General features: G+C 42.1%; 21 protein-coding genes. 12 read left to right on the plus strand and 9 right to left on the minus strand.

The annotated features are described in order from the left end of the window. The first annotated feature begins 61 nt into the window (after positions 1-61). Together H8S90_RS15480 and H8S90_RS15485 are read left to right on the plus strand one after the other, a co-directional pair. A complete protein-coding gene (locus tag H8S90_RS15480) occupies positions 62-835 on the plus strand; it encodes an isocitrate lyase/phosphoenolpyruvate mutase family protein (RefSeq protein ID WP_187338759.1) in 774 nt (257 codons plus the stop codon). A 1-nt stretch (position 836) separates the two neighbouring features. Next, positions 837-1,889 carry a bifunctional transcriptional activator/DNA repair enzyme AdaA gene (locus tag H8S90_RS15485; RefSeq protein WP_187338760.1) on the plus strand — a complete coding sequence of 351 codons (1,053 nt, stop codon included), beginning with the start codon at positions 837-839 and terminating at the stop codon, positions 1,887-1,889. Positions 1,890-1,964: 75 nt separating this feature from the next. Here the strand turns inward: H8S90_RS15485 and H8S90_RS15490 are convergent, their stop codons facing one another. The 3 genes from H8S90_RS15490 to H8S90_RS15500 are packed head-to-tail and all read right to left on the minus strand — an operon-like array spanning position 1,965 to position 4,400. Then, positions 1,965-3,095 (minus strand): hypothetical protein, encoded by a 1,131-nt coding sequence (locus H8S90_RS15490; RefSeq protein WP_187338761.1) that lies wholly within the window; start codon positions 3,093-3,095, stop codon positions 1,965-1,967. Positions 3,096-3,131: 36 nt separating this feature from the next. Further along, complete coding sequence (locus tag H8S90_RS15495) at positions 3,132-3,698, minus strand: hypothetical protein (RefSeq protein WP_187338762.1); 567 nt, start codon at positions 3,696-3,698, stop codon at positions 3,132-3,134. Positions 3,699-3,716: 18 nt separating this feature from the next. Then, positions 3,717-4,400 carry a hypothetical protein gene (locus tag H8S90_RS15500; RefSeq protein ID WP_187338763.1) on the minus strand — a complete coding sequence of 228 codons (684 nt, stop codon included), beginning with the start codon at positions 4,398-4,400 and terminating at the stop codon, positions 3,717-3,719. Between the two features lie 824 nt (positions 4,401-5,224). Between H8S90_RS15500 and H8S90_RS15505 the strand changes: the two genes are divergently transcribed. Beyond that, the gene (locus H8S90_RS15505) at positions 5,225-6,058 is read left to right on the plus strand and encodes a sugar phosphate isomerase/epimerase (protein ID WP_187338764.1); all 834 of its coding nucleotides are present in this window, start codon (positions 5,225-5,227) and stop codon (positions 6,056-6,058) included. Here H8S90_RS15505 and H8S90_RS15510 read toward each other — a convergent pair. Next, entirely contained in the window at positions 6,039-6,917 is an 879-nt protein-coding gene (locus tag H8S90_RS15510; protein WP_187338765.1) for an AraC family transcriptional regulator, read from the minus strand. The two genes, H8S90_RS15505 and H8S90_RS15510, sit on opposite strands and share 20 nt — an antisense overlap. 290 nt (positions 6,918-7,207) lie before the next feature. Here H8S90_RS15510 and H8S90_RS15515 point away from each other — a divergent pair, with 290 nt between their 5' ends. The 7 genes from H8S90_RS15515 to H8S90_RS15540 all read left to right on the plus strand — a co-directional run bounded on the left by H8S90_RS15515 (position 7,208) and on the right by H8S90_RS15540 (position 14,058). Further along, positions 7,208-8,029 carry a phytanoyl-CoA dioxygenase family protein gene (locus H8S90_RS15515; protein ID WP_187338766.1) on the plus strand — a complete coding sequence of 274 codons (822 nt, stop codon included), beginning with the start codon at positions 7,208-7,210 and terminating at the stop codon, positions 8,027-8,029. A gap of 117 nt (positions 8,030-8,146) precedes the next feature. Beyond that, positions 8,147-10,984, plus strand: a complete 2,838-nt coding sequence (locus H8S90_RS15520; RefSeq protein ID WP_187338767.1) for a glycosyl hydrolase — start codon at positions 8,147-8,149, stop codon at positions 10,982-10,984. A gap of 64 nt (positions 10,985-11,048) precedes the next feature. Next, a complete protein-coding gene (locus H8S90_RS15525; protein ID WP_187338768.1) occupies positions 11,049-11,747 on the plus strand; it encodes a MarR family winged helix-turn-helix transcriptional regulator in 699 nt (232 codons plus the stop codon). Positions 11,748-12,003: 256 nt separating this feature from the next. Further along, on the plus strand, positions 12,004-12,564 hold the full coding sequence (locus H8S90_RS15530; protein ID WP_187338769.1) for an SgcJ/EcaC family oxidoreductase: 561 nt from the start codon (positions 12,004-12,006) through the stop codon (positions 12,562-12,564). 179 nt (positions 12,565-12,743) lie between these two features. Next, positions 12,744-13,532 (plus strand): NAD(P)-dependent alcohol dehydrogenase, encoded by a 789-nt coding sequence (locus H8S90_RS15535; RefSeq protein ID WP_370525647.1) that lies wholly within the window; start codon positions 12,744-12,746, stop codon positions 13,530-13,532. Further along, a complete protein-coding gene (locus H8S90_RS26480) occupies positions 13,513-13,800 on the plus strand; it encodes a hypothetical protein (RefSeq protein ID WP_370525648.1) in 288 nt (95 codons plus the stop codon). The genes H8S90_RS15535 and H8S90_RS26480 overlap by 20 nt, the downstream gene beginning before the upstream one ends. A gap of 111 nt (positions 13,801-13,911) precedes the next feature. Next, a complete protein-coding gene (locus tag H8S90_RS15540; RefSeq protein ID WP_187338770.1) occupies positions 13,912-14,058 on the plus strand; it encodes a hypothetical protein in 147 nt (48 codons plus the stop codon). 16 nt (positions 14,059-14,074) lie between these two features. On the opposite strand, the gene H8S90_RS15545 is transcribed toward H8S90_RS15540, so the two are convergent. The 4 genes from H8S90_RS15545 to H8S90_RS15560 form a co-directional block, all read right to left on the minus strand. Then, positions 14,075-15,097: a bestrophin family protein gene (locus H8S90_RS15545; protein ID WP_187338771.1), complete on the minus strand. Its 1,023-nt coding sequence runs from the start codon at positions 15,095-15,097 to the stop codon at positions 14,075-14,077. Positions 15,098-15,212: 115 nt separating this feature from the next. Beyond that, a complete protein-coding gene (locus H8S90_RS15550) occupies positions 15,213-15,590 on the minus strand; it encodes a nuclear transport factor 2 family protein (RefSeq protein ID WP_187338772.1) in 378 nt (125 codons plus the stop codon). A 206-nt stretch (positions 15,591-15,796) separates the two neighbouring features. Beyond that, a complete protein-coding gene (locus H8S90_RS15555) occupies positions 15,797-17,386 on the minus strand; it encodes a RagB/SusD family nutrient uptake outer membrane protein (protein ID WP_187338773.1) in 1,590 nt (529 codons plus the stop codon). 51 nt (positions 17,387-17,437) lie between these two features. Further along, positions 17,438-20,551 (minus strand): TonB-dependent receptor, encoded by a 3,114-nt coding sequence (locus tag H8S90_RS15560; protein ID WP_187338774.1) that lies wholly within the window; start codon positions 20,549-20,551, stop codon positions 17,438-17,440. 319 nt (positions 20,552-20,870) lie between these two features. On the opposite strand from H8S90_RS15560, the gene H8S90_RS15565 reads away from it, so the two are divergent. Further along, the gene (locus H8S90_RS15565) at positions 20,871-21,113 is read left to right on the plus strand and encodes a hypothetical protein (RefSeq protein WP_187338775.1); all 243 of its coding nucleotides are present in this window, start codon (positions 20,871-20,873) and stop codon (positions 21,111-21,113) included. A gap of 50 nt (positions 21,114-21,163) precedes the next feature. Next, positions 21,164-22,567, plus strand: coding sequence for a sulfatase (locus H8S90_RS15570; protein WP_187338776.1), 1,404 nt, complete (start codon positions 21,164-21,166; stop codon positions 22,565-22,567). Positions 22,568-22,633: 66 nt separating this feature from the next. Here the strand turns inward: H8S90_RS15570 and H8S90_RS15575 are convergent, their stop codons facing one another. Then, positions 22,634-23,242 (minus strand): SGNH/GDSL hydrolase family protein, encoded by a 609-nt coding sequence (locus tag H8S90_RS15575; RefSeq protein ID WP_187338777.1) that lies wholly within the window; start codon positions 23,240-23,242, stop codon positions 22,634-22,636. Between the last annotated feature and the right edge of the window lie 46 nt (positions 23,243-23,288).

Here is a 23,288-nt window from a genome sequence, read left to right on the forward strand (position 1 = left end):
TAATTTTTCGGTTGCAGGGAAGTGCTGGATACTGATATTTTTGCTAAAAATACTTAAAGTTATGAGCAATCAGGTACAATCTTTCAGCGCATTACATCAATCCGGGAAACCTTTGTTAATAGGGAATGTTTGGGATGTAGAAAGTGCGAAACGCTATCAGAAACTGTCGTTTAAGGCCCTTGGGACTACCAGTTCGGGAATAGCACGCACCCTGGGATATGAAGATGGCGAAAACATGTCCTTTGAGCAGTTGTGTTTTCTGGTGGAAAGAATCATAAAAAATATCGATATACCATTGAGCGTTGACATGGAAAGCGGCTATGGTAATACCGCGAATGAGGTGGCTGATAATATGATAAAACTCTATCAATTGGGTGTTGCGGGTGTAAATCTGGAAGATAGCGTAGTGATAAATGGTGAAAGAACGATTATCGATAAAACTATTTTTACGGAAAAGTTAAACCAAATTACCACAATTCTAGCGGAAAATAATGCCAACTTGTTTATCAATATTCGTTGCGACGCGTATTTGCTTCAGCTAAATAATCCACTGGACGAAGCGAAGACCAGAATTGAAGCTTATGCTTTGGCGAATATTAATGGTATCTTTTTGCCTTGCTTAACCAGCTTGGACGATATTAGAATGCTGACCACCTTTACCGAATTACCGATAAACCTAATGTGTATGCCCGATCTAGCGGATTTTAGCACCCTCAAAGCGGCAGGCGTAAGGCGGATAAGCATGGGCGACTTCATGAATCAGCATATTTATGAATATTTAGAAAACACAACGCAGACTATTTTAAACAGTGAAAATTTTTCAATACTTTTCTGAGATGGAATTGACAGATGATATCATGTACCAAGCCTTGCTTGAAAAAGATACGCGCTTTGAAGGCCTGTTCTTTACCGCAGTCAAGTCAACGGGCATCTTTTGTCGCCCTTCCTGTACAGCTAGAAAGCCAAAGAAAGAGAATGTTGAATTTTTCCATTCTGTGGAAATATGTATGTCAAAAGGTTACAGACCGTGCAAGATTTGTAAACCTTTGGAAAACTTGAATGAAACACCTGCTTACATACGACAATTGATCGACGAGTTGGCTGAAAATCCGAGTCGAAAGATCAAAGACATTGATCTGGTGCAACGCGGTGTAGAACCTCATCAGATCAGGCGATGGTTCTTAAAAAATCATGGCATTACTTTTCATGCCTATCAACGCATGTTTCGCATCAATACCGCTTTCAAGCAAATACAGCAGGGGAGTACTGTCACCGATACGGCCTTCAGTAGTGGTTTTGAGTCACTCAGTGGTTTCGGTGATAGGTTTAAGTCTGTGTTTGGCCTTTCCCCGAATAACTCAAGAAAAATTAAGATCATCGATCTAAAAAGGATTGAAACGAAATTGGGTACAATGATTGCCTGTGCCGTTGAAGAAGGCGTCTGTCTGCTTGAGTTTACGGATCGGAAAATGCTTGAAACTGAATTGAAGGCATTGGCGAAATCCATGGAAGCAACGATAGTGCAAGGGGAAAATAAGCATTTCCCTATGTTGGAAACGCAGCTGGAGGAATATTTTGAAGGTGAACGGAGAACATTTGATATTCCATTATGCTTGACCGGTACCAAATTTCAGCAGGAGGTTTGGAGAACGCTTCAAACCATCCCTTATGGGAAAACCAGAACGTATAAAGAACAAGCCCTTGCACTGCAAAAGCCATTAGGGGTAAGGGCTGTGGCTATGGCCAACGGGATGAATAAGCTTGCTATAGTCATTCCATGCCATAGAGTTATCGGGTCGGGTGGTCAATTAACGGGTTATGGAGGAGGCTTATGGCGTAAACAATTTTTACTTCAATTGGAGAGTTCTCAGGCTGTTATAGCCTTCTAGCGTTTCAATCATTTTTTAATGTTTTTCTTAAATTGAGAATGTATTTGTCTGTTTTTTCAACGGTTCACCAATAAGTTAATGCTTGGATAAACGTACCTTTTCTAAAATTCCGTGTATGGTCTGCCTTGCTTCGAGATCCTTCTTAGGGTACTGGTAATGAATATGGAGGTATCTGTTATCTTTAAAATAAGCTTTGGCGCTTCCATGAACCTGTTGATTTTCCTGGTCTTCGTCATAAAAGATTTTATTTCCCCGGTACGTGTAAACAGCCAAGGCTTCATGTGCCTTATTAAAAGCTACTTCCAGCTCATCCGTATCTTCCAGTGTTGTAAAGATTTCTACCACTCCCCGGGAAGACTGGTATTGAAAATGGTAATCACCGGTAGTAGGGGCTTGAGATTGTTGCAAAGGTGTATCCTTGATTTTAAGTTGAACTTCACCCAGCATATATCGTCCGGGATAGAGCCTTATAAAGGGGTCTTTCCAAAAGGTTTCATAGGTGTTTTGTTGTTTCAATTGATTGCTGGCGGCCTGTTGCCATTCGGTAATTTGTAAACCTAATTGTTGATTGACTTCTTGCAGCTTTGCTAGGGCCTGCGCTTCATTGGAAGACTGGCAGGGAATGGCTACTTCAAATACCAATTGTTGTTTTTGGTAAAACCCTAGTAGGTATCTTTTGTCTGCCGTTTGTGCCCAATAAATGCCGGTTTTGTATGTCGGAGTTTGACCGAATATGCCTGTTTCGTACAAGGAGGCACTATATGTTTGCATGCTACTGGCAATTCCGCCGAAAAGCGGATTGCCTGTTTTGGTAAAATGCCTATCCAAATAAACTTCTTCCTCATCATAAATCAACATTGCACTTACGAATAGATCACCCCATTCGGGATCTTGGTATAGCACAATTTCTTTTTTATAGATAAGATTTTCCTCCCCGTCATTTAACGACCCAATTTCTTCAGTACCGTTATGGAACCTCGCCATAAAAGGGAAGACCTCGTTAGCATTGGTGAATAAAATTTTGTCTTCATCCTTTTGTTTAAGTTCATTGGAAAATGGTGCCTTACGAAGCCACTTTGAAAGACTTTTGTCTGTTAGCTGGGCTATTGATTCATCCCATACAAATTTGCGTTCGTGTTTCGCTCCGCAACCCGCTATACAAAACATCAGCAAAATAAATTTTGCAAAGACAGTAGGATATCTCATCAGTATATTCGTTTTTGTACGTCCCAATTACGTTTTCTACCACCACTGTGCTTCGGGCACATGATAATAGCTGGTATCTTTTTCATCTTGCCAGGGAGCTAGATCAAATTTCCAGTTATCCGGATTTCCGTCGAATCTTCTGCTTAAAGACATATCTCCCCAGGAATAGCCGACATAATACGTTTTTCCGTGGTATTTGAGTTTGCCGAATAACCATGCGATTGAGTTTCCGGAGACACCATTTGTGTAATTCGCTGCTTTTTCGAAGGTAATTTTAGCTCCGGCGGGAACGGTGCTGATCAGCTTCACTTCCGGCGGATCGAGTGCCATTCGATCTTTATACCACTGATAGTGGCGGTGAGTGCTATCCATGAGCACATAAGGAAAAGCCTTATCGCGTGATGGGAATTCCTGCATCAAATAAGTCGTAGTGTTTAGTTTTACCGTTTTTTCCAATAAATCGCTGAAGGGAGGGACGTTATGCAGATCTTTAGTTTTTGTTTTTATCGTCGAATACAATGCGAGTGCAAACAGCCCGCCGAGTACGATAACCGCGCCGAATACATAGGTTAACATTTTAAAAAGTGATATTTTTGAGCTCATGTTTTTATATCGATAAAGCTATTTTTTAGAATCAAAATAGTACTCCGTTTTTTCGTCGACAGACAACATCCGAATGCTGTAGGTTTCTCGGGTTTTGATCAGCGCTGGAGTGCTTTCCTCCTCGAAATCTGTGCTGTTTAACGTTTCTTTGGCCTTATACACTTTGTTCATTTCCCTTGCAGGGGCGATGAAAAATGTATCTTGTTCAACAGAAACGACTTTAAACCAGCCAAATCTGACGCGCGCGCCCAAAGGGTCTCCTTTTACTTTAAATGCTTCAAGGTGGCCAAAGAAAACATCGCCAACGTTTATAGCTTCTTCCATGGCGATAGCTTCCCGGGATTTAGGTAGTGGAGGCTTTGTTGAGTCATAGGTGAGATAAGCAAAAAAAGCGATAATGGCAAGGATAAAGATGTATCCAAAGATCGTGAACTTAAATGTATAAGGTGCGCGCGGAACCGCTGTTATCTTTTCGTCATGGAACGTGCGCATTGCCGGGGTCCAATGCCGTCTGGCAATCTTTCGTTTTTGAACAGTGTCCCAATATTCTCCCCTTGGCTTTTTAGAATAAGCATTGCAGATCGCAGTCCCCAACCAGGTACGATAAAAAACTAATACCATGGCGTTTGCAGGCGCTATGGGATTCGCTAAACTTTCAGTTTCAAAAACTGCTTCTTCAAATTGTTCAACCCTAAAAAACATAATTTTCCTGTTAGTTTTAATGCCGAGTACGGCGCATTCACCACCGCAATGTACTTTTCGGTAATGCTAATCGCCTAAGAATTATAGCCATGCAAATTTGTAAATAAAACCTGGGGTAAGTGCGATTTTAGATGACACAAAACGTCTACATCATCAAATCTTTGTATATACAAAGTATATACAGATCTGCTAACTATAACATACCAACTAATTTCTAACCAACTTCTAACGAGTATCATTTTTTGCCTGGCTTTTATCTATCATTTTATCGGGATTCCCCCGATAAATCCTTGGATACCGCCCGATCAATCCCCGATGAATCTTGTTAAATGATGCCTTTGCAGTGTTTTTGATCCGAGGTTCGTAAAGACATACCAGGATCGGTATGATACCCGCCTATTACTCCGGTGACCTCCATTATCGATGCTAATTTTGGCAAGCCAGCATAATTATAAATGTAAAGAATTTAATATTTATATTTTTACGCTATTGGTGTTAGACACTATCTGAACATCCTAAATATTGCAAATGATGACACAAAAAGATTTACGGGAACTTACATTGGAAGAGCTGGAGAAAAAGGCGAAGGCCGCTACAGCTTCCATGCCTATGCAACGTGGACTTACGGCAATCACCTAAGCTATAAGGTAAATGGCAATATCAAAAAGTTTAAATAAAAGCTTCTTTCAGATAAATAAACTGTGTTGTTTAACGAGTAGTTTTGAAAGATGGTTCCGGAACGTTTATTCAGGTGGAGTTTACCGCAATAATAATGGGATGCCATATAGAGGTGCTGTCGAAAAACAGGTATAAAAGTTTTTAACATGGACATAAAAGTACTTAGCCCTTTATGGGGCCATGAACATCTTGATTACAAGGAGTTTTTAGAAAAAGTAAGAACTGCTGATTATGACGGTTTTGATCTGTGGATCCCTCACTGCCCCACAGAAAAAAAGCTGTTGTTTGATTTTCTCCAAAAGCATGAAATGTTTATTGTGACACAACAGCATAGCGCAGCGGGGGATACGTTTGAAAGTTTTAGGGACTCTTATGTGAAAAAATTATACGAATGTGCGGAGCCCGGTCCTCTGCTTATCAATTCACATACGGGCAGAGATTATTTTTCGTTGGAGCAGCATCTTGAACTACTGGATGCAGCGCAGGAGTTTACGGAGAAAACGGGTATCACCGTGGCGCATGAAACACATCGGGGAAGGCTAGGGTATTCGCCACAGCAAATGGAGCAGATCTTTAAACTTAGGGACGGCATTAAAATAACGGCAGATTTTTCGCATTGGACTTGTGTCACAGAGAGTATGCTGGAGAATTTTACAGACACGGTTACCGAGGCAATAAGCCGTACCAGACATGTTCATGCCCGCGCGGGCTACGAACAAGGCCCTCAGGTAGCTGACCCCCGGGCGCCGGAATGGGATTATGCGTTACAGCATTTTTTGCAATGGTGGGATAGGATAGTTGATTGCAATGCGCAGATCGGCAGCAAACAATTAACCTTTACCACAGAATTTGGCCCTGCACCGTATATGCCGCAGATCCCCTTTACCTGCAAAGCGGTAGCAAACCAGTTTGAGATCAACTGCTTTATGAAGGATTTGCTCAAGCATCGATATAAAAAAATTAATTTTTCTTCATTCTAAATGCCTTTGGGGAGCGACCATTTTTTTTCTTGAATAAACGTGAGAAATAAAATATGGAACCAAAACCTGTTTTATAGGCGATTTCGTTGATGGTTAAGTTGGTCGATGAAAGAAGCTCCTTCGCTTTATCTAAGCGGAGGTCAAGATGGTATTGGTTGGGTGATACGCCCGTGATGGCTTTAAAGCTTTTTCTGAATTTTGAATAGCCCATGGGTAACTCCTTGACCATTTCTTCCAAATTTATTGGATTTTCAATGGATTCCTGTAAGAGAAACTTCGCTTTAGAGATCAATTTTGATTGATGGTCTACTTCGAAGGTGCGGTATTTGGATACGGTATTTAACAGGCCTAAAATCTGTAAGGTAATTCCTGTGATGATTTGACGGTAACCTGCTTCTGCTGAGATGACATGACTGATAAGATTGCGGAAGAGCTGTAATAGCTCTTCGCTCATCCCTACCTCGATAAATGGATTTCCAGTGCTGAATATATCTTTTTGCATCAGTTCATTTGGATAAGCTCCATTAAATCCTACCCAATACTCTTCCCATCCGGAATGTGGATGCGGTTTATACCGATGCCATACACCGGGAAATAATAGAAAGCAGGTGCCTGCTCTTACGTTGCACGGCTTTGTTTTTGCGGATTCCAGTATGCCTTCACCCTTGGTGATAAAAACGATATAGTAACCATCGAGTATCCTTCCCTTGTCCCAGGTAAAAGAATGATCTATTGGGTGTTCCCGATTATTCGGGTAGTTTTTATTCGGGCCAACTCTGGCAGAGCCTACCGTAGTGACATAAAAACCCCAGTCTTTCTCTAAACTGCTAATGTTAAGATATTTAACGTAGTTTTCCATGATAGTAGTTGACGGCCAATATAAAACTGAAACAAAGAATAAATAGCGTTTTAAATATCAACAGTTTACTTGTTTATATCGCTTAAATATAGCTGCTTAAACCTGCTGTTTTTATTATAACGGTTATGGTTCAGCAATATTAACAATATTGAGGGATATTGTATCGATGAAGACACACTTTTATATCAAAAAAGACAAACAAAAGTGTTTTTTGGTAAAATATAAATGGTTGGGTAATGGCTACTTTTGTTGAACCAATTAAAAATTATTAACCGTAAAAGATTATTATTATGAACACAACGATCACACCGGCCCAGATAGCATATTATCAGCAGAATGGTTACCTTGTTATCGATGATTTTCTTGATCGTTCGGAACTGGAGTATTGGCGGGCGGCAGTTGAAGAGGCCCTGGCCGAGAGAAATGGGCAAAAAATGCCAGGTAAAGAGGGGAAGATCGGTGACGATGACGGGATCAATAAAGACGCAGAATATTACGGTAAGGTGTTCGACCAGTTGATAAACCTTTGGCAGACCAACGAGAAGATGAAAGATCTGATGTGCGACGCTAGGATAGGCGAGATGGCTGCAAAACTTGCCGAGGTGGATGGTATCCGGATCTGGCATGATCAGGCCTTGATAAAAAAGCCTTGGGCAAACCCCACTTCTTGGCATCTGGACACACCGTTTTGGTCCTTTTCTGATCGTCGGGCCTTGTCCATTTGGGTGGCGCTAGACGATGCCACGCTTGAAAATGGCTGTCTTTTTTTTATTCCAGGCAGCCACAGGGAAACTACGTTTGAAAACCCGGGGATAGGGAAGAATATGGATGCTATTTTTACATTTTACCCATCATTTGTAAAATCTAAATCTGTAGCGGCGCCGATGAGAGCAGGAAGCTGTTCGTTTCATAACGGTCTCACGATTCACGGCGCACATGCCAACATGACCTCAGGTGTGCGACGGGCAATGACATGTGCTTATATGCCGAACGGGAACGTCTATAACGGTATACCCAACATTTTGCCACAGGATTATCTCGATAAAATAAAAGAAGGGGATCTATTGGATAATGAAGATCAAAACCCATTAATATTCAGTACTGGATCTTAACCTTTATTCAGACCCACCTTGCAGTGACAGATGACGTAGTTGAGACAGTGATATAGGATGATGAAATAGTGAGATGGTTAGCTTTACACTGTGAAGTTTTATTAAAATTTTAAACGAATGAACATTAACAGAAGGCGTTTTATCAAAGTAAGTTCGTTAACAGCTGTTGGTTTACCTTTACTTCCAATGGGCAGCCTACTGGCCGTTCCAGCTAAAGGAGGCGATAGTTCGCCAGTATTAAATGAAGAATTTTACAGGGCCTTTAAAGATCCAGCTAACTCGTATAGACCATTTGTACGATGGTGGTGGAACGGTAACCGATTAGATGCGCAGGAGATCATCCGCGAATTAGATGTGATGAAGGCAGCAGGAATCGGAGGTGTGGAAATTAACCCGATACGGTTTCCGGGAGATACCGATGATCTCGGTATCGCAACACTCGACTGGCTGAGCGATGAGTGGATTGAGATGTTAAAGGTGGCCTTAAAAGGCGCCAAGGAAAGAGGTATTGTGTGCGACATGATTGTCGGTTCTGGCTGGCCTTTTGGTGGTGAATTTTTAAGTCGCAATGACCAGTCGCAGATGATCGCCTTGGAAACGAGAAACCTGCAGGGAGGAAAGACATATAAACTATCAGCACAGGAGCTCTTGGATGTTGTCGACCCCGAATTCCATTCAAAACATGAAGACAAGTTGAAAGAGTTGGTTATGGTTAAACTGGTGCCGATGCAGTTAAGTGATCTGAACTCTTGCTTAGACCTAACAGAACAAATCGGCGGTGATAGCATCAGTGTTGACGTGCCGGATGGCGAGTATGTATTGTATTACCTGGTAAAGCTTACCGGCTTTATGGCGGTTATTAATGGTGCACCGGGGGCTGGTGGCCCCGTTTTGAACCATTACAGTAAAACGGCTGTGGAGCGATACCTGAACAGAATGTCTGATAAACTGAAAGAGCATATCGGGCCTTTGGGAGATTATTTCAGATCATTTTTTACCGATAGTTTAGAACTGGAGGGCGCTAACTGGTGTGAAGATATGTTCGAACAGTTTAAGCAAAGAAAGGGCTACGATCTTGCCGGGTATTTTCCTTTTGTATTGTTCAAGGTAGGTGAGATGGGCAATGCCTCAAAGGAAGCTTATGGAGCGGATGTCAGTGACGATTTGCGGGAGCTTTTCAATCGCGTTCGCTATGACTTTGAAGATGTACGTGTTGCGCTCTTCAAAGAAAGATTTATTGATACTTTTACGGCGTGGTGTAAGGAGAATCATGTGCAATCAAGAATGCAAGCTTATGGAAGGGAATGCAATCCTTTAGAAGGTAGTCTCTCCATCGATATACCGGAGTGCGAAACTTGGTTGGGAAGCGGGGAAGGCAAAGAATTTAGTGATGAAGATTATCGCAGAGGCAGGGCATACAGTATGAGCAATAAGTTTGTTTCTTCCGCTGCTCATCTTTCCGGTAAGCAGATTATCAGCTGCGAAGAGATGACGAATACCAGTATGGTGTTCAATGCTTCCCTGGAATTAATAAAGATTGCGGGCGATCAGAGCATCTTGTCGGGGGTTACACATTCGGTGCTGCATGGATTTAATTATAGTCCGGCAGAGGCCCCCTTCCCGGGGTGGATACGCTATGGCACATACTTTAATGAGCGAAACACCTGGTGGCCATATTTTAAACTGTGGGCAGATTATAAGGCAAGAACTTATGCATTACTGCAGCACGGCCAGATGCAGGCAGATATTGCTGTGCTACCGCCATTGGCAGATCTATCTATGAAATTTGGTTTTCAGCGTGATCCTTTTCCGTCTTTCGCCTATCCCAAGTATGTGTTTCAGATCTGGGAAGCTATCCACCAGAATGGTAATGGCTGCGATTACGTTACAGAGAATATTATTGAACAGGCAAGTATTGAAAACGGGAGATTGGTGTATGGAACACGTAGCTATCATACCCTCCTGTTGATACACGTGGAAGCAATATTACCCAATACAGCTAATAAAATAAAGGCCTTTACTGCGGCAGGTGGTAAACTTATTTGTATTGAAAAGACCCCAAGTAGCTCGCCTACTTATCAGCAATTGTCTGGTACCAACGAAGCGATAGATATACTTAAGGATACCGACAGTAAACTTGCAGGTACCGTTCCGGCACCTGAAAAGGATTTTGTAAAATGGTATAAAAATATTCAGCAACAGTTCAGTATCAGCCCGTATGTGGAGATGGACAACGCCAGTCCTTTTGTAAGCCAGGTTTATTACAAGGTTGGCAATCTGGATGTTTTCTTTTTCAGCAATTACAGTTTCAGGGAAGAACATTTGCTCCATGCGAAATTTAACCTGAGTGATAAAAATGCGTGGTTATGGGATCCGGAAACAGGTAAGCGTTACCTATACCCCACAGAAGCAACAGCTAACGAATTAGTGATAAAACTCGGCCCCTCAGAATCGAAAATGATCGTTTTTGATGAGGCAATAAGGGGGGAGATGTTTAATGCCCGGCAGTTTGATGAAACAGCTGCAGTTACTATTGATACGCCGTGGAAGGTGGAGTTACAGGGCATAAATGGTAAAACCGATAGTTTTCAATTGGATAAGCTTGTTGATTTCGGCAAACGAGAAGATCTTCAGACCTTTGGTGGTGCTATTCTCTACGAGAACACCTTTCTATCAGCACAGCATAATAGACGGAAATACCTTCATCTGGGCGAAGTATACGGTGTTGTGGAAGTAGAAGTGAATGGAGAAAAAGTAGGTTTGCAATGGTACGGTGAATCGGTATTTGATATAACCGATATGGTGAAAGACAGGGAAAACACGCTGCGAATCAGATGTGTCACCACATTAGGAAATCACTTAAAATCATTAAAAGAAAACAAGGTAGCCCAGCAATGGACACATTATCAGCCCTTCTTCCCTATGGGTGTGGTCGGGCCGGTTCGACATGTATAAACTTATATAATTTTCCTTAACTTGCGCATCGAAGTGATTGATCTAAGTTTGTACAAAAAAGAAAATGAAACCTATCGTTGAACTAATTACAGAATGGGACACTTATGCGAGCGCACATAGTGAGGTCAACGTGGAGGAGTTTTGCAAATACTACTTGGCAAAAAAAGAGGCTTTGGAAAAAAGAAATTTATTTGCTGGAATGTTACCTCCGGATACCGATTCTGTGCTTGCCAAATTGCTTGGACGTATCGCTGCCATATATGGAACTTATAGCAAAATGGCCTTACGTGACAAGCTGGAGCTGGACGCGTTTTATTTTCTCAATTCGATCTATCACCGGCGGGAATCGCAGAAGAAAGATATCATCCAATTTCACTTTGTAGAGCAATCCACGGGTATGGATATTCTGCGTAGATTACTTTTAGCCGGGTACATTAAAGAACGCGAAGACCCTGCCGATAAGAGAGCAAAACTGGTTAGTATAACCACCAAGGGCGAAAAACTATTACTTGAGGTTTACCAATTGCTCCTCAAACCAACACTCCTCATGTTCCGGCCAATACCGGATAGCGAAAAACAGTTGTTGATCGATATGTTGAGCCCACTTGAGGTAAAACATGGTGAGATACTTGCTAAAAATCGAAACAAACGATTAGACGATATCCTGCTCCAGGAAGTTGGTGAACAGGAGATTCATAAAGCTTACAGTGACTTTTCGGAACAGATCAAAGAATTTGTTAAACACAAGTCGCCATCGAAATAAAGGCTGCTCTCATAATTTAAAAAAAGAACCTACTCATACTGATCCTGGATTTTTTCACGGTTACTTAATAGTGCATACCGGGTTTCATAAGCGTTAATTCATCCATAACCTGCCCGAGTTAGCGTTATCTCTTTAATGCCTGCAATGACCGATGCAAGCAGACCGCTATTATCGAAATAAAAATACATCGAAAAAAATATTATTTGTAACGAATCCGTTTTTTATACGTCTTATTAGAAAACTAAAAGGCAGTATTATGAAAAAATACATCACATTTAAAACTGGATTTATCACACTGTTAACCATCAATATGTTGATTATCGCAGCAAACTATATTTATGTAACCCCTCCGATTAATAATACAACCTTGCCGTTGCCGGAGGGGAAAACTAACGATGTGAAAGAAATAATGGCACTTGAAAAACTTTCGGCGGCAGGTTGGGCAGCTGGTGATGGTGAGATGCTGGCTTCGGTATACACAGATAGAGCTGACTATGTAACGTTCAACGGTGAATGGCTGCAATCGAAAAAAGAGATTGATTTAGTTCATCAAGATTTGTTTGATGGTGTGCTGAAAGGCTCATCGATTGAAAATAGAGAAGTGCGGAGCATCCGATTCATTACCGATAGTGTTGCTCTTGTGCATATGACAGGTGCAGTAAAACATAAAGGCCGTAAAAGGCCAGCCAAAAGTAGAGCTTCTATCCAAACCTTGGTTGCGCTGAAAACAGCTGGTGAGTGGAAATTTACAGCCTTTCATAATGCCCGCATAAGTCGAATCTCGCTTTGGGAGGGTATCAAAATGTCTTTCAATTGATTATGTTTTTAACCTACTCCTGTGCAGGCTTTGCAAAGCGGGCGGCTTATTAGTTTTCTACGGCCATCGCTACTTAACTGTAATGATTTCTGTATATTGCTTTTCCAAATGGGTTGCATACCATAAACCGTGCTACATGGCGGAAATGTATAAGTTGAATCATTAAATAACTATAAAACATGGCTACATACGAAATCAAAGCTTTCGGTACGGAATCAGCCGACGCCGACTTAAAAAAAATGAATATACAGCGCCGCGAAGCGACCCCGAAAGACGTGGAGATTGAAATCTTATATTGTGGCGTTTGCCACTCGGACCTCCATACGGCGAGAAATGATTGGGGCGGAACAATATACCCCACGGTACCAGGCCATGAAATTGTAGGGAAGGTAACGAAAGTGGGGGATGAAGTTACTCATTTCAAAGTGGGAGATCTGGCTGCTGTAGGCTGTATGGTGGATAGTTGTCGTACCTGCGATAGCTGTAAACAGGATTTGGAACAGTACTGTCTCAACGGATTTACGGGAACCTATAACGGAAAGGATAAGCACCTCGATAGCCAGACTTTTGGAGGTTACGCAGAGAAGATAGTCGTAGATGAACATTTTGTGCTGCGCGTTCCTGAAAATTTAGATTTGGCCGCCGTTGCACCTTTACTTTGTGCCGGAATTACGACTTGGTCACCTTTAAAGCATTGGAATGTAGGTGAAAATTCGAAGGTAGCGGTTATTGGGCTGGGAGGATTAGGACATATGGCCATCAAACTTGCTAAAGGTTTGGGTGCCGAGGTCACTTTATTCTCACGTACTCCGGGCAAAACAGAACAAGCTAAAGAGCTGGGAGCTGATCAGGTGGTGATATCTACCGATGAGGGGCAGATGGAAACGGTAGCGGGTAAATTTGATCTCATCATCGATACCGTACCTTATATACATGATGTGAATCCTTGTGTCTACGCTAAATATTAATGGCACATTGGTGTTGGTAGGCTATTTGGGGGGACTGGAACCTATCTTAAATACGGGCCCTATGATCATGGGCAGAAAATCCGTGGCGGGATCTGTTATAGGAGGAATAGCAGAAACCCAGGAACTGTTGGACTTCTGTGGTGAGAAAGGAATTGTTTCTGATATTGAAAAGATCAAAATGCAGGATATTAACCAGGCCTACGAGCGTATGCTGAAGAGTGATGTGAGGTACCGTTTTGTAATCGATATGGCCTCATTGAAAAACTAATTGAATAACACACATTTTTTTGCACTTTCAAAAGACTGGTGTTTCATTATAGGGGAGCCATTCTGGCTTTTTTAGGAACGCTCGTTTCTATTGCGTTAAATCAGGAAATAAGTGACGTTCAAAAGTGGTGTTGAATACCATATGCTTGGCGAAACGGATACTAAAACTGGTGGGGTAGCTTTGGAGCGATATCCCGATGGTTACAAATCCGCTCTCGACAGCAGAGAGTTACGACACTGCGCGTTCACCGATCAGTGATGTACTCCATAATAGGCTACATCAGTATGCCGTTTTTCGGTTGTATAGGTTTCGGAATATTGTTCTCTCCCAGCATCTGTAGGAGATCGATCTCGATGGTCCGGCAGATGGATAACATAGGTGCGTCGTTGAACAGGCCTTCGAATGGATTTTCTGAATAGTCGCCGATCATCTCCATGAGTACATAAATCCAACCAACAAGCACGCCAAATGGGATACAAAGCCATACCACGTCATCGCCCAATTTACTGAATTCGGCAACAATACCGAAAGGCAGTAAAAAGACGAAGATGCTTACAAAAACCAAACTAAAGCTGCCGTACTGTCTCGGAAAAGGGAACTTTTTGATACGCTCGGCTTTGCCCTGTTCGTCATAAAAACTATTTAATACCCGTTGTAATTCAATATGTTGCATCATGTTTACACAGCCATTTCTATAAAGTTTGGCCAAATCCTCGGTCTGTCTGTCGATGAGGTGCGTAGCTTTATTGGCTAAACCTTCATACGATGCTAACTCCTCACTCTCGAGGTAGGGCCTGGTGGAAAGTTCTTCCAGTTCTTTTCGGTATGCCGTCCACAACCTGTCCCTTCGTTTACGGTTATAAGAACCGAAAAGCCAGCGTAAATTAACGTGTTCCCATTCTGTAGGTACCAGAAGCTGTTCCCTTAAGGTATACAGGTAGGCGATATGCCTATATAACATGCGTTTCTTTAGCTGCTGAAGCGTTTGCTGATCGATCGTATCACTTGCCACGAAATGTTTGACCATTGTGGCCAACATTCTACTGTTGTTGATGATGGCACCCCATATTTTCCGGCTTTCCCAAAGACGGTCATAAGACTGATTGTTCTTGAAGCCCACATAAAAGGCCACAGCAGTACCGATGACCGACATAGGTAACCAAGGAATCGTGATCCATTTCCAATGTGTATAGTGATATAGCACGGTTATTAAAGACATCCAGGCAGCAAGCCACCACAAATGGTGACCGCCGAATTCGTAAATTGCTTTGAGGTTAAGGGTCTTTCTGACGATCATAACGGTTGTTGGAAAAGCCTAAAATTAGTTAAATTACGTATAAAGGTAGGAATTGCTCGGAAGATATGCCCACAGCAATTTTTAATTTTTTTGAAGTATCAACAGATAGGTCAAGTCAAACCTGGATAATGTAACTTGTAATTTTTTTTATTTTGCTTGACCCTGCTGAAGTAAATTCATAATGATCGGCAAAAGCAAATGTCTTTTTCTGGAATACGAATGAACCATTACTTGCTGCAAATTTACCATGACTTATTAACTGTGCTATGGTAAATTCCCGTAGTTCTTCATTTTCAGCCGTTTTTATGTGATTTAACACCTGATCTATTCCCGTGACTACTTCTGCCCCCACAATATCTAAAATTATATCTGGAGCAAGGTGATTTTGAATGAAGTCGATATCTTTCTTTATAAAAGCGATGCGCAGATCACGTATTAACCGCCTTTTTGGTGCCTTATCACAATCTTTTGGAACATGGATGTTAACGGGCATAGCATAGTTTTTTATAATGAGGCCAATAAGTATATCGGCCTTTAGAAACATTCGTTAAGCTAAATTAACAAATGTTATTGGAGTTTGCGCAAAAGACAGTTCCCTCGCACTAAACCCGGATAGCCTATGGCATCAGCTAACGCAAATATTTACTAATACTTTATATATTATTTTTAATAAGCTCATGGTAAATTACTTTTCCTGTATTACCATCCCGGGTTCTGCGTAAGGTTTTCATTGAGATAGCGCTCGTTTTGTGGGATCGGCCACAGGTAATGTCTGCTAACGAAATTCCGTTCCACCGCTACCACACGCACTGTGACGGCTTCTCCGCTGTTATTAACATAGGTCATACCATAAACGGGCCCCGGTAATACTTGCTCTGCGCTTTTCCAACGCCTGATGTCAAATAGGTGTAGCCCTTCGAAAGCTAATTCAATCGTACGTTCCCGTCGAATTATTTCACGCAGATCGTCAGTATTTCTGGTCGTAACCGACGGTTGTTTAACATCTGTTCGGCCATTACGTAACTGATTCAGTGCTTGGTAAAGTGTTTCATCAAGTTGTCCCAACTCCAATTTTGCTTCAGCGAGTGTAAGAAGAACTTCCGCATAACGAATAAGCATGAGCGGAATACCACTATTTCCAGGGTTGGCGAAGTCTTCCTGTACTACGTACTTCTTGACGTTAAACCCGGTGGTAGAGGCAATATAGGTACCACCAATGGCATCTGCAGTGCCGCTGTTTGGTGCAGGGTTAAAGGTAGCATTGCTAGGAAGCTGATCGCCCTTGGTATACACGCTAAATTTCAGTCGGTTATCTCTATTATTTGTTGGTTCTAAAGGATTGTAGTTTGGATTGCCGGTAATCAAACTGCCGTCTACCATTTCGTAAAGATCAACTAGTTGACGTGTAGGTACATAAGTGCTATTTCCGTTCTGTTGACTGTAGGGAGCTAGTATTTGAAAGGCATTGTGTGGATAGCTGTTTTTTTGATATTGCCTGGCTAGTATCGTTTCCGAACCATTCGCTGCATCATAACCAAAAAGACTACCATATGTGGGGTGTAGACTATATACGCCCAAATTGATCACGGCAGTGGCCGCATCAGCTGCTTGTTGATAGCGCTCAGCCCATAAATTTGCTCTGGCCTTCAAAGCTAGGGCAGCGCCTTTCGTTATTCGACCGATATCACCACCGGTGTACGATAAAGGTAGGGCCTGCGCGGCTTCCTCAAGTTCTTTGTCTACGAAATCCCATATGTTTTCCGAAGGTGTACGAGTTAAGGTACGAGCATCCTCCACCGAAATAGTTTCGGTGATAAGCGGGACATCACCAAACAGGCCAACGAGCTTAATATACTGATAAGCCCTTAATGTTTTTGCCTCTGCTTTATATCTAGCCAAAAGGTCGGCGTCGTCAAGTGCTACTCTATCTACATTTTCGAGAAAATAATTGGTCGCACGAATCCCTTTATAGGCATTTGCCCACTCTGCATCGACTTTACTATTCGTGCCATCATATACGCCCAATGCGATTTGAGCATCAACGGCAAAGTTTTGGTTAACATGGCCGATTTCAGTCAAAGCGTCAAAGCTGAAAATATTGGTGGTATCTAAATCTAAATATAGGGCATTAACGGCGGATGAAGCATCTGCCGGAGAATTCCAAAAGACGTCCTCGGAAACCCGGTCTGTAGGGACTGTTTCCAGCAGGTCGCGGTCGCACGATACCATGAGGAACGTGATCATGATAGCTGCCGTTGCCGGGAATATTTGATGGAGAGTTGTTTTCATCTGTTTGTTTATAAATATTTTAATCCTGTTGGGGTTCATTTCTCAGTTTGTTTAGTAGGTTAAATTTATGCCAAGGGTGTAAAGCGACGTTTGCGGATAATAAACCGCGCGGCCCGATCCTACTTCAGGATCGAGATTCCATTCGTTTAGTTTGGAAAATGTCAGCAGATTTGTTCCTGATATGTAAACGCGCGCCCGCTGTAGGTGTAGTTTCTTGGCAACTTGCTCTGGTAACGCATAAGCTAACTGAACGTTCTTCAATCGAAGATAGGATGCATCAACTACCAGTCGGTCTGAAGTAGCCACATTTCGTAAGTCAAATTTGATTGGCCTTGGGAATCTTGCATCTGGATGCTCTGGTGTCCAATAGTTATTGGCATATACCTGATGGGTAAAACCTTCTTGATTACCCATTTCAGCAAGCGCACCCGCCAGTCGTGTGTCTACGTCCGCAGCCCCCTGTAAGAGTACGTTGAGTTCGAATGACTTGTAACTGAATGATGAATTTAGACCAAAGGTATAGATGGGAAATGGGTTGCCTATAGCTTCCATATCATTGGAATTAATCAGCCCATCTCCGTTCAGATCGAGGTATTTAACATCACCAGGCTGTGTATTGGCGGCATATGTGGCGCCATAGGCAGCAATTTCCTCTGCGGATTGAAAGAGACCATCTGTCCGGTAACCCCATAAGGTATTTACTGGTAAACCTGTTTGTATGATATAACGTGGATCGATATCTGAGCCATTAATGTAGGGGCCTGTACCTTTGAGGTCGATTACCTCATTATGATTGATGTTAAAATTTGCCGAGACACTATAATTAAATCGATCTGCCCCTCTATTGGAGTTATACCCCAAGCTGAATTCCCAGCCCTTATTTTCTACAGACCCGGCGTTTTGAGGAGGAGCGATTAACCCAACCGTGGATGGGATATCGAGATTTAAGAGAATGTCATTAGTCACTTTTCGATAGTAATCTATGGTGAGATTAAGTTTGCTGTTCAGTAATAGCGCATCGATCCCGATATCCAGCTGCGTAGTAGACTCCCAGCCAAGATCTGTATTGGCCAGAATCTGTTGGCGATAACCCTGGGCAATGGTACTGCCGAAGGGGTAGCCTACCGCTTCTAAAGCGGCATAGTAGCTGTACAGGTCAACGGACTGATTACCTGTTTCACCCCATGACCCCCTAAGTTTTAGATCGTTTATCGTTGATCTTATATTTTCAAAGAATGACTCATCAGCTATCCGCCAGCCAAGGGAGAACGAGGGGAAGAAACTGTATTGCCTGGCACCTGTAAACTTAGAGGAACCGTCATAACGACCGTTTACTTCTAAGAGGTACCGATTAAACAAAGCATAATTTATCCGACCGAAATAGGAGCGTAGACCAAATTCGTGGTCCCATCCGTCATTGTCCTTAGTCCCGTCGTCGGCACCCTGACCGATGGAATTGATATCATTACTATGAAACCGTTCGCGATAGGCTGTCAGGTAATTGCGTGTGTTTCCTATTTGGGAATAACCGATTAAACCCTTTAAGTAATGGTCTTGAAACGTACGTTCGTACGTGAGTAAGTTGTTGATGGTATATTCCTTAAAATTATCGCGACGTTCTAATAAACTGTTGTTAACCACAGTTTTGGTGATGTTGGTATTCTGGTCGGTATTGGAGTATGCATTTGTAAAATTTTTATCATTTGTAAAGTTGGCGCGCCCTGCCAGCTGGACGGAAAAGTCGAGTCCTTCCAGGATATGGATGTCGGCCTTGACATACCCCGATAACAGATCGTCCTTCCGTCTTGATAGTCCGCCCTGTTCTGCAAACATTAAGGGGTTGTTTCCCTGTGTACTCAATCCATAGGTTCCATCGGGGTATTTTGGAACAGCCCATAAGGAGCCATGGAAAAAGTTGTTGATGGGATCTACTGTGGGTGCCGTTGATTGGTTGTACCGATAATTTACGTCGCCGCTGAAAGTGAGCTGTTTCGATACGTGATAGATCGAATTGAATTTGGCTTCGGCCAACTTGTTATCAAAATTGGTGATAATACCATCCTGGCTATTATAGCGAACACTTAAGCGATTCCGGGTTTTATCATTTCCACCGGAAACAGCAATGTGGTGGTTTTGGTGAGGTGCGGTATGCAGCATGGTTTGAAACCAGGTATTTGGAAGTGGATATTGATACCGGTCTGTGGCGTTAACCCAGGTTTGTATCGATTCTTCAGTGAATCTGTCGGGTACCGCGACCCCCGCGTTACTATAGGCTACGGCCTGTAGGTTCATATATTGCTCCAAAGCCATCATCTTAGGTCTGTTGATCGCGTTCTGCAAAGCATAATAGCCGTTGTAGTCAACCTGCACCTGACTCTCTTTGGCTTTCTTTGTAGTAATTAATACTACACCATTGGTGGCTCTCGATCCGTAGATAGCGGTGCTGGCAGCATCTTTAAGTACCGTGATATTTTCGATATCATCGGGATTAATGTCCGTCATCCGTTGTTCAAATCCATCCACAATAACCAGTGCTTCATTTTTGCTCAGATCAAATCCATCTGTAGAGGCAAGATTACTGTTGAAGGTGGTGATGCCTCTAACGCGTATGTTGGCCGTTGATCTGCCAGGAGCTCCTCCACGATCTTGAATGGTTACACCTGGCATGGTACCTTGCATAGCTTGCTGGATATTAGAAACCGGGCGTTGAGTGAGCTGCGTACCGTCAATACTGGCAACTGAATTAGTTAATGATGAGCGTTTTTGGCTGCCGTAGCCAACAACGACAACCTCGTCCAACTGTCCTGCATCTGGCTGTAAGGCTAGGGTGAGCTGATGTTGATTGGCAACGAGCTCCAAGGCAGTGTAACCTATATATTGTACGCGAATGGTAACCGGCAGTTCCTGGGAAAGTTTTAAAATAAAACTGCCGTTTTCATCTGACTTAGTAGATAAGGAAGTGCCTATCACATTAACCGTAGCGCCGGGGAGCTTTTCTCCAGTTTGTTCGTCGATAATGGTTCCGCTTAGTGTTGTCGGTTCTTGCTGTTGCGCAGAGGTAAAGTTAGGCCACATATAACAAGTGAAGGAGATAGCAAGAGACAATAAGGTACGTAGTGGCAATAGCCTTTCTTTAGGCCGATTGCCGCGATAAGTTGCTGACATAAATTAATTTTTATATATCCGATTGGGTTGTGATAATCCGTAGAAATTAATTTCTACAGATGCGAACGCTGCAAATATAGAGGAGGTTGAAATTAAAACCAAATTAAATCTATATATTTTATAGTCTTTTTTTTAATTTGCAGGTGTTTCTGTGTGTGTAATTTGATTATTTTATTGTTAAAATATTTTTATTCAAATACTTATGAATTTTATATGAACTGTTTGTTTGTTTTTGATTTTAGAAAAATACCCGTTAAGGATGGTATTTTAGAACAGCGCTGAGGCATATGCAGGATCAAGCGAGGTATATTTTGTTCCTATGATACGTATATTTTTTTCGTCTTTTCTTGTGATTTTATACCTTAATTTTATCCCATGTCTGCCTCTGCTGAGGGTAATACTACGGTCGCTTTTCCTTTTAATGTATGATTTATCACAGGACTCAGAGGAGGAGGATAATGTGGCAACTAATTATCCCGATACCATCGAGAAGATACAAGCCTTTATGAAAGCAGCTCATAGAGAAAATGCTGTTTTTCCTTTTCAACATGAAAGTGATTGAAGCGAAGGCTAGGTTGCTCTTTTTCAAAAAAATTAAATAAAATATAAAGAATGAATAAACTATTCCGAAGATTACTTTTCCTGGTAAGCGCTGTTAGCTTTACCTTTTGCTTGGCTCGTGCACAACAGCACAATATAAAAAGAAAACCTAATTTTATTGTCGTTTTCACAGACGACCAGGGCTATGGAGATTTAGGTACTTATGGCAGTCCGACAATTAAAACTCCAAATATTGATCAAATGGCCAACGAAGGCCAGAAATGGACAAATTTTTATGTGGCGGCTAACGTGTGTACACCTTCGAGGGCAGGTTTGCTGACAGGGCGTTTACCCATCCGTAGTGGTATGCAAGGTGATAGCGCACGTGTATTATTCCCGCACTCAAAAGGCGGATTGCCGGAAACCGAGATTACGATCGCCAGTCTGTTGAAACAACAGCAATATCAAACAGCCATTATCGGCAAATGGCATTTGGGAAGTCAGCCAGAATTTTTGCCGACTAAACACGGCTTCGACTATTATTTCGGTATTCCTTACAGCAATGATATGGATAGGGTAGACTCCGTGCCCTACGTAAAAGCAATAACGGAACCTAAAAACGAATACTTTCAGGTGCCCTTAATGCGAAATGAGGAGATTATTGAACGTCCTGCCATTCAAAACACGCTCACAGAACGTTATACCGAGGAGGCCGTTCAATACATACGTTCGCATCAGCAGCAACCTTTCTTTCTGTATTTAGCTCACTCGATGCCACATGTGCCTCTATTTGCGAATAAAAAGTTTGAAGGTAAAAGTGCTCGTGGACTCTACGGAGATGTCATTGAAGAAATAGATTGGAGTGTTGGCGAAATTTTAAAAACCTTAAAGGATACAGGGCTTGATCAGGATACTTATGTGGTTTTCATAACGGACAATGGCCCGTGGAAATTATTTAGAGAGCTCGGAGGATCTTCCGGTCCGTTATACGGCGCAAAAGGAAATAGTTACGAGGGCGGTGTACGTGTTCCTGCTGTTTTTTGGGCGCCAGGCAGGGTCAAACATCGCCAGGTAACTGAAATTGGAAGTACTCTGGATATTCTTAGTACGATAGCGAGCTTGGCAGATGCTAAATTACCAACAGATCGCGTATATGATGGCTTTGATTTGAGCGATGTATTAATTGGTAAAAGTGAAAAAAGCCCGAGAGAGGAAATGTTTTATTACCACGGTTCAAAACTGGTAGCTGTTCGAAAAGGTGCCTATAAGCTCAATTTGTATAGTAATAGCGAATTGGGCTATCCTGAAGCTTTAGAGAAGCTGGAGAAGCCTCAGCTTTTTAATTTGAACGAAGACATAGCTGAAAACTATGATGTGGCAGATAAACACTCAGACACCGTAGATGAACTAGTAAGGTTGGTAGATGAACATAAAAGAACAGTGAAACCTGTGGTCAGCCAGCTGGATATTTATTAATCAGGAAGCCGTGTACGATATACTGGAGAATTGTTCGTTTCAACGTGCAGAAGTAGCTTTGTAGGTCTATATACCTTTAAAATAATCCAAAAGTGTTTCGGCCCAAATTCGGTATCCTTGTGCATTCATATGAAGATCGTCTTCCAAAAACAGCTCTTTTCTAGGTTGTTTTTTATTATTTAGCATTAGTGAAAACACATCAATATAGCTACCGCCTATCCTGTTAATAGACTGCTGCAGCATGTTATTGGTTCGTATAATATCAGGAAGTAAATGGAGCCTCGATAGACTTGGTTTGATGCTAATAACGGCCAATGCTTGGTTTGGGTATTTCCCTTGGATTTTGTTCACTAACGCTTTAAATGAGTTCAGGATAGCGGTAGGGGTTTCGCCATTTGCAATATCATTGTCGCCACCGTATAAAACAATATTTTTCGGATACACTCCAGCAAATACCGTGTCGAAATAATATAAGCAATCCTTATAGGTAGATCCGCCAAAACCCATATTCAGCGTATGTAGTGGGCAAAGATCATCTTTCATGTTCGCCCATAGCCGGAAGGAAGAGCTTCCATAAAATGCCACTAGATCGTTGCTATGCTTTAGCTTGGCGGTGCGCTTTTTTATTAAAGAGATTTCCTCATCCCATTGTTCTTGTATTAGATTTTCCTGCATATTATTTAGTTTATGTTATACATCAATTAAGAAAATGTAGTTCATC

Origin of the sequence: Olivibacter sp. SDN3 (genome assembly GCF_014334135.1) — a bacterium.
GTDB lineage: Bacteria > Bacteroidota > Bacteroidia > Sphingobacteriales > Sphingobacteriaceae > Olivibacter.